The organism is Bacteroides thetaiotaomicron VPI-5482 (assembly GCF_000011065.1).
Classification (GTDB): Bacteria; Bacteroidota; Bacteroidia; order Bacteroidales; family Bacteroidaceae; genus Bacteroides; species Bacteroides thetaiotaomicron.
On record NC_004663.1, the window covers coordinates 2,263,734 to 2,274,955 of the forward strand.

Annotated in this window: 7 protein-coding genes; 5 read left to right on the plus strand and 2 right to left on the minus strand. The window is 48.6% G+C overall.

The window, feature by feature from the left end:
• Positions 1–3 precede the first annotated feature (3 nt).
• The 5 genes from BT_RS09150 (at position 4) to BT_RS09170 (ending at position 9,659) form a co-directional block, all read left to right on the plus strand.
• Positions 4–1,710: an acyl-CoA dehydrogenase family protein gene (locus tag BT_RS09150; RefSeq protein ID WP_008763249.1), complete on the plus strand. Its 1,707-nt coding sequence runs from the start codon at positions 4–6 to the stop codon at positions 1,708–1,710.
• A gap of 220 nt (positions 1,711–1,930) precedes the next feature.
• Positions 1,931–3,691: a rhomboid family intramembrane serine protease gene (locus tag BT_RS09155; protein WP_011107994.1), complete on the plus strand. Its 1,761-nt coding sequence runs from the start codon at positions 1,931–1,933 to the stop codon at positions 3,689–3,691.
• 8 nt (positions 3,692–3,699) lie between these two features.
• Positions 3,700–4,119 carry a hypothetical protein gene (locus tag BT_RS09160; protein ID WP_011107995.1) on the plus strand — a complete coding sequence of 140 codons (420 nt, stop codon included), beginning with the start codon at positions 3,700–3,702 and terminating at the stop codon, positions 4,117–4,119.
• 30 nt (positions 4,120–4,149) lie between these two features.
• Entirely contained in the window at positions 4,150–9,180 is a 5,031-nt protein-coding gene (locus tag BT_RS09165) for a DUF4132 domain-containing protein (RefSeq protein WP_011107996.1), read from the plus strand.
• 8 nt (positions 9,181–9,188) lie between these two features.
• A complete protein-coding gene (locus BT_RS09170) occupies positions 9,189–9,659 on the plus strand; it encodes a GAF domain-containing protein (protein WP_011107997.1) in 471 nt (156 codons plus the stop codon).
• 112 nt (positions 9,660–9,771) lie between these two features.
• Here the strand turns inward: BT_RS09170 and BT_RS09175 are convergent, their stop codons facing one another.
• Together BT_RS09175 and BT_RS09180 are read right to left on the minus strand one after the other, a co-directional pair.
• A complete protein-coding gene (locus BT_RS09175) occupies positions 9,772–10,086 on the minus strand; it encodes a chaperone modulator CbpM (RefSeq protein ID WP_008767738.1) in 315 nt (104 codons plus the stop codon).
• A gap of 14 nt (positions 10,087–10,100) precedes the next feature.
• Positions 10,101–11,066, minus strand: coding sequence for a DnaJ C-terminal domain-containing protein (locus tag BT_RS09180; protein WP_011107998.1), 966 nt, complete (start codon positions 11,064–11,066; stop codon positions 10,101–10,103).
• Positions 11,067–11,222: the final 156 nt, after the last annotated feature.

Consider the following 11,222-nt stretch of genomic DNA (forward strand, 5'->3'; position numbering starts at 1 on the left):
AAGATGGCTAATTTTTACACAGAAATACCGGAACTCAAGTATCACTTGAACAATCCGATGATGAAACGTATTTGCGAACTTAAAGAACGCAACTACAGAGATAAAGATGAATTCGACTACGCTCCTCTGGATTTTGAGGACGCACTGGACTCTTACGATAAAGTATTGGAGATCACCGGAGAAATAACAGGCGAAATTATCAATGCAAACGCTGAAGGTGTTGACGAAGAAGGTCCACACTGCGCCAACGGACGGGTGGAATACGCTTCCGGCACTAAAGAAAATCTGGATGCGATGGTCAAAGCCGGTCTGAACGGAATGACAATGCCACGCCGTTTCGGCGGACTGAACTTCCCGATCACTCCGTACACCATGTGTGCCGAGATCGTTGCTGCCGCCGATGCAGGTTTCGGAAATATCTGGTCTTTGCAGGACTGTATCGAAACACTGTATGAATTCGGTAATGCCGACCAGCACAGCCGCTTCATCCCCCGTGTATGTCAGGGTGAAACCATGTCTATGGACCTGACCGAACCGGATGCAGGTTCCGACCTTCAGGCAGTGATGCTGAAAGCTACTTACAGCGAAAAAGACGGTTGTTGGCTGCTGAACGGTGTGAAACGTTTCATCACCAACGGCGATGCAGATATCCATCTAGTACTTGCCCGTTCGGAAGAAGGAACGAGAGACGGTCGCGGTCTGTCCATGTTCATCTATGACAAGCGTCAGGGTGGTGTGGATGTACGCCGTATCGAACACAAGCTGGGTATCCACGGTTCTCCTACCTGCGAATTGGTTTACAAGAATGCCAAAGCCGAACTTTGCGGTGACCGCAAACTCGGTCTGATCAAATATGTAATGGCATTGATGAACGGTGCCCGTCTGGGTATCGCCGCACAATCTGTAGGATTGAGCCAGGCTGCTTACAATGAAGGACTGGCCTATGCCAAAGACCGCAAGCAGTTCGGAAAAGCAATCATCGACTTCCCTGCCGTGTATGACATGCTCGCCATTATGAAAGGTAAGCTGGATGCCGGCCGTGCGCTGCTTTATCAGACAGCCCGCTACGTAGACATCTACAAAGCACTGGACGACATCTCACGCGAACGCAAGCTGACTCCGGAAGAACGTCTGGAACAGAAGAAATACGCAAAGTTAGCCGACAGTTTCACTCCGCTTGCCAAAGGTATGAACTCCGAATATGCGAATCAGAACGCTTACGACTGTATACAGATTCACGGAGGCTCGGGCTTCATGATGGAATATGCCTGCCAGCGCATCTACCGCGACGCACGTATCACCAGCATCTACGAAGGTACCACCCAGTTGCAGACTGTAGCCGCTATCCGCTATGTAACCAACGGTTCTTACCTTGCTACGATCCGCGAATTCGAAACAGTACCTTGTTCACCGGAAATGGAACCGCTGATGTCACGTCTGAAGAAGATGGCAGACCTGTTCGAAGCCAGCACCAACGCCGTTAAAGAAGCACAGGATCAGGAACTGCTCGACTTCACAGCCCGCAGACTGATGGAAATGGCTGCCGATATCATCATGTGCCACCTGCTGATTCAGGACGCAAGCAAGGCTGCCGACCTGTTCTCCAAATCTGCACATGTATATCTGAACTTTGCTGAAGCGGAAGTTACGAAGCATACCAACTTTATCAAAAATATGGATAAAGAAGACCTTGCTTTCTACAAAAAGTAACCCTAAAAGGGTGACTAACGATAAAAGCATCCCTTCCAACGAAGCGGATGCTTTTTTTGTCCTCTTCTTTCCAAAAGGAACTTACTAAATCTCAAAGTATTAGTATTCTCGTTGTCCGCATAAATATCCCCCTCCCATTTACCCTCTATTTCATTATTATTCTGTACTTTTGTACAAAAAGAGAGTAATATCAATCTACGACTTAATAAAAGAGAGAAATATGGCGTTTAGACTCAGACCTTTACACGAGGATAAGCTACATTTTGCAGATTTATCAAATACACAAATTCTGATACTGGCACTCGAAGCGTCTCAGAAACTTGAATGGAATATCGAAGGAATCGCTCTTCGTGAAGTCATATTTTATGTTCCAATGGGTATGCGTTCCCAAGGAGAAGAAGTGACTTTCACCATCGAAGAAGGAAACAGCGGTGAAATATCCGTCCGCAGTCAATGCGCCTCCGTACAACTGGTAGATTATGGCAAAAATCGCAAGAATATCCAAAAACTACAGGAAACGATGGAAGAGATTAAATCTGCTCTGACACCGGAGGAACTGGCACAAAAAGCCAACGAACTGGAAGAAGAACTCACCCGCCCGCTGACGGAAGAAGAACGGAGGCTTCAGGCAGAAAGCGAAAAAGAGTCGTCTTTCATCCATTTCTTTATCCCCCGGAAAGGATTCATCGCGACACCGGTTCTGATAGACATCAATATCCTTGTCTTCATACTGATGGCAGCTACCGGAGCGGGAATTCTGGAACCTTCCACACTGGCCTTGCTGAACTGGGGCGCCGACTTCGGTCCGCTCACCCTGACCGGTGACTGGTGGCGTGCCGTGACCTGCAACTTTGTGCATATCGGCGCTTTCCATCTGCTGATGAATATGTACGCCTTTATATATATAGGTATCTGGCTGGAACATCTGATAGGTACGCGTCGTATGTTCGTCTCTTATCTGCTGACAGGACTCTGTTCGGCTGTCTTCAGCCTCTATATGCATGCGGAAACGATCAGTACCGGAGCTTCCGGATCGATCTTCGGACTCTACGGTATCTTTCTGGCTTTCCTGCTGTTCCACCGCATCGAGAGGTCGCAGCGGAAGGCTTTGCTGACCAGTATTCTTATCTTCGTAGGCTACAATCTCATCTACGGCATACGGGCCGGAGTAGACAATGCCGCACACATCGGCGGTTTACTCAGCGGATTCCTTTTGGGATTCATCTATGTATTCGGCGAACGGATGAAGAAGCCCGAAGCCGGAAGAACGGTTTCCATCATCGGAGAACTGATCATCTTCAGTGTCTTCCTGTTCAGCTTCCTTGCACTCTGCCGCAATATCCCCTCGACGTATCAGGAAATACGTAACGAATGGAAAAGCGGACTTGTAGAAGCCTATTATAAGGAACAGGAAGAAGAACAGAAAAAAAGCGCCAGCCGCCCGGTGACCGGCAGTCCCCGGAAATCTTCCACTTCCGAACAGTTCCCGTATACTCCCATGTCGGATGAGGATACGTGGCTTTCATGCTATGATGCTGTATCAAAGTTCAGTTGCCAGTATCCTACCAACTGGTACAAGATAACCGGCACGAAAGCGCCGACTCCCGATTCGGAGCCTCCCCTGCTGAAACTCGTCAATGGCGGCAGTCAGCTGACCGTGACCAGCAACAGCTATGATACGCAGGATGAGTTCGAACGTATGAAGAAGCTGCTCCTCACCCTCCCCCGAAATGAGGAAGGAAAGCCCTCGGAGGATTACAAGCAGAGCAAAGTCAACATCAACGGTCTGCCTATGACGAAGACGACCAATCCTTTGCGGATCGGCCACCCCGACGAAAAAGGAGAAGAAATGCAACAAACCGTATTATTGTACTTTCAGGAGAATAAGAGAAGAGTCTTTGCCATCGTCATGCTGGTTGCGGACGAAAAGGCTCAGGCTGATCTGGACGCAATCACGTCCAGTATTCAAATCGAAAAATAAAAGTAAGTATGAAAGCATATATCCAAGTCAAGCAAGTAGGAAAAAGGAAATGCAGCATCGAAAAGATGCCGATCGATTTCCCCACTCCTCCTGCCAGTGTGCAGGAACTGATTGAAGCGGTCGTCTGCTGGCAAGTAAAGGAGTACAACGAACGGCTGCAACAAAGTGAAATGCTGAAATACCTCACCTGTGAAGAGATGGAGGACAAGGCCGCCGCCGGCAAAGTAGGCTTCGAAGCAAACTATAACGGCAGACCGGCTGTGGAAACCGAAGCCATCATCAATGCTTTGCAATCGTATGAAGACGGAATCTTCCGCATCTTTCTGGACGATGCGGAACTCGGAGAATTATCCTCCTCCGTCCAACTGAAAGAAGAATCTACACTTACCTTTATCCGGCTGGCAATGCTGTCAGGAAGACTTTGGTAACTGCAATATAAACTCTAAAAGCTTAAAGTCATGAGAATTACTTACAACGACAAATTGAACAAGCTGCTAAACCCCTATTTGGAGAGTTTACTAAAGGAAAAATCAAGCCTGGAGCCGGAAACGCTTACCCTGTTCGACCTATTCATGGAGGATTTGGACATGGGAGGACGGTATGGTATATTCAGTGAGATACTGGAACCTCGTCTGGAGGAGATCATCCGGGAAGAAAACATCGAAAGCATTGCCAATCTGATGGATGGCAGACTTAACACGCTGTTCCGCTATATGTTGGGCGACGAATTCGCCGGACTGTTCCATACTTATCTGCAACTCGAAGCACGCTGTCCGCATACCATCGGATACGACCGGCGCGCCCAGCGTTCCGCCCATCCGTCCAATCATCTGGACCATGCCAGAGACGCATGGCTACAGTTTTTAAAGTTACGCGCTACCGGATTTTCAGTGGAAGCGATCTTAAAAGGAGGAAATACACCCGAAGATACAGAAGAATTCAGCGGCTATATGAACTCTTCCTACTGGCTGGCCGCACAAATAGCGCAAGGTAACGAAAAAGTAATCGAATACCTGAATCAGGTACTGACCAGCGAAAACAATGTCCACCGCCTGCAACGCTGGTATCTCCACGCCATCGCCATCAGCGGACACCGCCCGCTGTTGGAACTGGAAGGCAAACTGCTGCTGGCAGCCAAGCTACAAGAAGGACTGCGCCAAGCCATCGTGGAAACGATGGACGAAGGATGTCCCGAAAGTTACCTCTACCTGTTCTCCATCATCTACAACAACGGACTGCAACGTTTTGCCTCCGTCAAGCGAAGCATCGCCGTATGCACCGGAATCGGCGAACAGGACAGCAGCGAACGGATTACCAACAAGTATGTCGAACTGATCTGGAATTTCCTGAATCATCCCGAAACAGCCCGCAATACCCTGCAAAGCAAGGATACAGTCGAACTTTATCTGGCTTTGTGGAGCATCGGATTCTATGATACGGACGAGATCAGAGCCATCGTACCGGACATCATCCGAAAGGGAGCCAAGCATCAGATACAGACGTTACTGTACTTCCTGCGCTGCACGCAATCGTCTCAGATGAATCATCTGATCAGCAAAGACGCATTCGAAGTGTGGCACGACGATCCGAAAGTGGTGGCGGCTATCCTTCCTCTTTATATGGACGGGCTTTATCTAAGCCGATACAGCGATAACAAGGAAGCTCCCACACTCAGCGATTATTTTGAAACGCCGGAAGAGGCGGTCCGTCACTACGGATATCTGAAACAAGTCTACCAGTCTATTTCCGCCAAGGAAGTCTATTCGTCTTATGTATTCCCGTGGGATTGTGTGGTGCTCACCCGTTCGGATGTAGTCCTCAAAATGGCGTACATCGCATGGATGACCAACGATATCCGGCTGAGAGAGGAACTTTGCACGTATCTTCCCGCGCTCGAATCTTACAACCGTGCCAGCTATATCGGAATCGTCCTGGCCCGTACCGAAAGCAAGGTGGAGCAGGAATATGTGCTGCAATCACTCGGAGACCGTTCGGCAGACATACGGGATGAAGCATACAAAGTATTGTCCGAAATGTCCCTGTCCCCCGAACAGTATCAGCATATAGAAGAACTGCTCCGTTTCAAATATAGCGAGATGCGTATCAATGCCATCAATCTGCTGATGAAACAGCCGGAAGCACAGCTGGCAGCCAGTATCCGCCGATTGCTGAGCGACAAGAATGCCGAGCGCCGCCTTGCCGGACTGGATATGATGAAGAGCATCCGCAACGTCGATTTCCTGAAAGACAGTTATCAGAAACTCCTGTCCACCGTCAGAGAGATTCAGAAGCCGAACGCCAAAGAAAAGATTCTGATCGAATCGCTGATCGGAGACGGTACGGAACAGAGCCCGACAAGTAACTATACCCGAGAGAATGGCTTCGGGCTATACGATCCGGCGCTTGAAGTCAGCCTGCCTCCGATTACTCCCGATGCCGGATTCAATGTGAAGAAAGCATTTGAGTTTATTCGTTTAGGAAAAGCCAAAGCGATCTTCGACAAGCTGAACAAATACATCGAAAAGCATAAAGAAGACGAGTTCACGGATAAATACGGTGAAGTACGTCTGGTGGGCAACAGTGTCTTACTGAACTGGTACAAGCACTACGACGGACTGAGCGAACTCGGACTTCCGGAACTCTGGCTGAATTTCTATCAACAGGAAATCGGCAGTTACGACAAATTGCTGATGATGAAGTTCATGCTGGCCTCTACCGGAGCACCCAACGAAATAGAAGAGGACGAAGACGATGAATTTGACGAAGAAGAACAGGAAGACAAGGAAGCCGCCATCCAATCGCTCAACACGTTCGAACCGCTTATCAATAAGATGTATGCAGGCTTCACTTACCGCGGGCTGCAAAAGTCGCTCCGCAAGCTGACCTATTACAGGCAGATAGAAGATATTATCGACGGACTGGCACATGAATACAGAAACGAGGCAACTTATCAGCAGTTCTCCGTCAATATGCTTTTGCAGTTGCTTCCTCTGCTCAATACGAAGAATATCTTCCGTCAATACACCAATAAGCATACATGGCTCAGAGACAAGCAGGAATATGGAGCAAGGGAGATCGTTTACCCGATACACAACAACAAGTTCGTACGATTCTGGCTCGATGCGCCTCAGCATCCCATCAATGACGCTCTCTTCACCCGTTATTTCACCGTACGGTACCAGCTCTACAAGCTCACCAACTATATGGAGCATACGCCCGAACTGGAAGAAACGGATGTCTACCTGCAAAGCATGGACTTTGCCCACGCATGGATGCTGGGACTGATTCCTACCGAAGAAATATACCGGGAACTGATGGGACGTGTCAACTCGCCCACACGCATCAAAGATATCACTTCGGCACTGGACGAGCGCAACCACTCCCTCTTCCATTCACTGACCCAGAAAGTAGTGAACCGAATTCTGGAAATAGAATTGCAGCGGGGAGATTCCGAGACTCAGGTCACCCGTCTGGCGGAAGAGCTTCACCGCGTCTACGGAGCAGAAACACTGATCCGTATCCTGCAAGCGTTCGGCAAAGACACCTTCATACGTGACAGTTACAACTGGCGCAACACCAAACGGGGAGTATTGAGCAGCCTGCTCCATGCCTGCTACCCGTCTCCGGACGACGACAGCGATACACTCAAAAGCCTCGCCAGTCAGGCCGACATCAGCCATATACGACTGGTGGAAGCTGCCATGTTCGCCCCGCAATGGCTGGAACTCACCGAAAAAGCGACCGGATGGAAAGGACTGGAAAGCGCCGCTTACTACTTCCATGCCCATACCAGCGAGTGTTTCGACGACAAGAAGAAAGCGATCATCGCCCGATATACCCCGATTGCCATAGAAGACCTTCAGGAAGGTGCTTTTGACATCGACTGGTTCAAGGAAGCCTACAAAGCCATCGGCAAGGAACGCTTTGAAGTAGTGTACAATGCAGCCAAATATATTTCATTAAGCAACACCCATACCCGCGCCCGTAAATTTGCCGATGCCGTCAACGGCAAGACCAAAGCGGCAGACGCGAAGAAAGAAATCATAGCGAAGCGAAATAAAGACTTACTGATGAGCTACGGCCTTATCCCGCTGGGCCGGAAGGCCGACAAGGAATTACTCGAACGCTATCAGTTCTTGCAAAAGTTCCTGAAAGAAAGCAAGGAATTTGGTGCACAGAGACAGGAAAGTGAAAAGAAAGCCGTCGCCATCGCCCTGCAAAACCTGGCACGCAACTCCGGTTACGGAGACGTCACCCGTCTGACATGGAGCATGGAAACGGAACTGATCAAGGAGATCACTCCTTACCTGACCCCCAAAGAAATAGAAGGCGTGGAAGTCTATGTGCAAGTCAACAATGAGGGCAAACCGGAAATCAAACAAGTAAGAGCCGGAAAAGAGCTGAACAGCCTGCCTCCCAAACTGAAAAAGCACCCATACGTGGAAGAGCTGAAAGCGGTACACAAAATACTGAAAGACCAGCACGCCCGTTCCCGCGTCATGCTCGAACAGGCAATGGAGGACTGTACCCGTTTTAAGGAAAACGAACTGCGCAAGCTGATGAAGAATCCGGTTATCTGGCCGCTACTGAGAAACCTGGTCTTTACCAGCAACGGCAGAACAGGCTTCTACACCGACGGACTATTGATAACGGCAGACGGCATCTGTCTTCCGCTCACTTCGAAAGATGAACTACGTATCGCCCATCCTACAGACCTGTATGCGAGCGGCAACTGGCATGCTTATCAGAAGTTCCTGTTTGACAAAGCCATCCGCCAGCCTTTCAAGCAGGTATTCCGAGAATTGTACATCCCGACAACGGAAGAGGAAAGCGCTACGCAATCCCGCCGTTATGCCGGAAATCAGATTCAACCGCAGAAAACGGTTGCCGTACTGAAAGGACGCCGCTGGGTAGCCGATTACGAAGACGGACTTCAGAAGATATACTATAAAGAGAATATTATTGCCACGATTTATGCGATGGCGGACTGGTTCTCTCCTGCCGACATCGAAGCTCCCACGCTGGAATTTGTCTGCTTCCATAATCGCAAGGATTATAAGCCGATGAAGATTTCAGAGATTCCACCTGTTGTCTTCTCCGAAGTGATGAGGGATGTAGACCTCGCCGTCAGTGTGGCTCACGCCGGAAGTGTCGATCCGGAAACCAGCCATTCCACCATCGAGATGCGCCGTGCATTGGTAGAACTCACCCTGCCCCTGTTCCACTTCAGCAACGTCAGGGTGAAAGGGAACTTTGCATACATCGAAGGTAAGCTGGGCAAATACAACATTCATTTGGGCAGCGGTGTTATCCATAAAGAAGGCGGTGCACAAATAGCCGTTCTTCCGGTACACTCGCAAAGTCGCGGACGACTGTTCCTGCCTTTTGTGGATGAAGACCCGAAAACAGCGGAGATACTGACGAAAATCATCTTCTTCGCAGAGGATGATAAAATAAAAGACCCGAGTATTCTAAACCAAATCAAATAGAAACAGAGATGGCAGAAAATTTACTGATCCACACTGGTAATAAAGAAGAGAAATATCGTGAACTGCTTCCACAGCTACAAGCATTGGTAAGCTCGGAAACGAATCGTATCGCCAATCTGGCAAATATTGCCGCCGCACTGAAGCAGACTTTCCACTTTTTCTGGGTCGGCTTTTATCTGGTGGAAGGCAACGAACTCGTATTGGCACCGTTTCAAGGTCCCATCGCCTGTACACGCATTCGTTTCGGCAGAGGAGTCTGCGGCACGGCATGGAAGGAAGCGCAGACGCTGATTGTTCCTGATGTAGAGCAGTTTCCCGGTCACATAGCCTGCAGTTCCGATTCCAAATCGGAGATAGTAGTACCTATTATAAAAGAAGGAAACGTCATCGGAGTGCTGGATATAGACAGCGATACACCGGACAGCTTTGATGAAACGGACGCACGCTATCTGGAAGAAATCTGCACGTACATCGGATAGTTTTCTTTGTACTGTACCGCCCGAATAAAACAGAGGCTCTGTTCACGTAGATCAGAGCCTCTGTTTGCTATAAATAGAGCCTTCGTTTGCACCAAACAGAGGCTTCGTTTTTTCACCAGTCCGCTTCTTCTATTTCCCTTTCCCGAAACAACAGAAGTTGCTTGCGGAGGGAAGTAATTTCACGCCTCATATCGTCCATTCTTTCCAGCATATGATGAATGGCGTCAATGCCTTCCATATTGATGGATAAGTCATAGTACATCCGGCTATAACGTTCCACGTTCGGAAGTTCGGAGACAAGCAGATAATGCTTTCCGGCTTCGGTACGTACATTAATCAAACCACCTTCTTCCAGCATCTCAATGAATGAAGGTTCAATATGACACTTCTGACAGTATTCACTGACAATAATTAATTCGGTCTGCATAGTGCTCATTCATTTTAGTTCATACTCTGTAATTGACGGAACAACTCCTTCTGCGCTTCTGTCAGATTCGTCGGAATCTTGACGGAATAGGTAACAATCAAGTCACCGAATTGTCCTTCTTTCTTATAGACCGGGAATCCCTTGCCTTTCAGACGTACTTTCGTACCGTTCTGAGTCTCCGGTTTGATCTTCAGTTTCACTTTACCGTCCAGCGTGTCAACGACTTTATCACCACCCAATACAGCAGTATAAAGGTCTACTTCCACGTCTACGTACAAGTCATCGCCCAAGCGCTTGAATACAGGGTCTTCGGCAATGACGAAAGTGATATACAAGTCACCGGCCGGACCTCCGTTCACACCTTCAGCTCCGTAACCTTTCAGTTTAATCACCTGCCCGTCGGCCACGCCTGCGGGAATCGTAATACGTACTTGTTTACCATTGACAGTCAATATCTGTTTATGCGTCTGAGCAGCATCACGCAGTGAAAGATGAAGCTCCGCATTAAAGTCCTGTCCACGGAATCCGGCAGAGCTTTGTCCTCTGCCCCGATGCCCGAACATCGATTCGAAGAAATCGGAGAAACCACCGGCATTACCTCCGGAGAATCCTTTGCCACCGTCGGACGAATACCAATACGTTCCGTCACCATCAGAGAATCCCTGACCGCCACCACCGAATCCGCCGAAGCCTCCGGCACCGCCAAAGCCACCGGCTTGCTGCCGCGCTTTTTTCTGAGCTTCAAACTCATCGGCATGTTTCCAATGCTCCCCATACTCGTCATACTTCTTACGCTTCTCAGGGTCACTCAGTACTTCATTGGCTTCATTGATTTCCTGAAACTTGTCCTTCGCACTTGGGTCATTAGGGTTCAGGTCAGGATGATACTTCCGGGCCAACTTACGAAAAGCCTTCTTTATATCATCCTGAGAAGCACTTTTGTCAACTCCAAGAATCTTATAATAATCTATATAAGCCATGTTTTATGAATTTAATCGTTCATACTTTTATATCGCAAATAACACGCCAATCATGCTTTTGGATATAAGAATTAACAAGGATTAATGAATAAGTAATAGGTAATAAGTAATAGGTAATAATCGTAGCTTCGTATAGCCTTGCCTGTACGGCTACGG

What these genes read in the sequence shown, in the direction of transcription:
- BT_RS09170 (WP_011107997.1), top strand. Translation starts at nt 9,189, where the DNA reads ATGGCAGAAAATTTACTGATCCACACTGGTAATAAAGAAGAGAAATAT.
- BT_RS09160 (WP_011107995.1), top strand. Translation starts at nt 3,700, where the DNA reads ATGAAAGCATATATCCAAGTCAAGCAAGTAGGAAAAAGGAAATGCAGC.
- BT_RS09175 (WP_008767738.1), bottom strand. Translation starts at nt 10,086, where the DNA reads ATGCAGACCGAATTAATTATTGTCAGTGAATACTGTCAGAAGTGTCAT.
- BT_RS09150 (WP_008763249.1), top strand. Translation starts at nt 4, where the DNA reads ATGGCTAATTTTTACACAGAAATACCGGAACTCAAGTATCACTTGAAC.
- BT_RS09180 (WP_011107998.1), bottom strand. Translation starts at nt 11,066, where the DNA reads ATGGCTTATATAGATTATTATAAGATTCTTGGAGTTGACAAAAGTGCT.
- BT_RS09165 (WP_011107996.1), top strand. Translation starts at nt 4,150, where the DNA reads ATGAGAATTACTTACAACGACAAATTGAACAAGCTGCTAAACCCCTAT.
- BT_RS09155 (WP_011107994.1), top strand. Translation starts at nt 1,931, where the DNA reads ATGGCGTTTAGACTCAGACCTTTACACGAGGATAAGCTACATTTTGCA.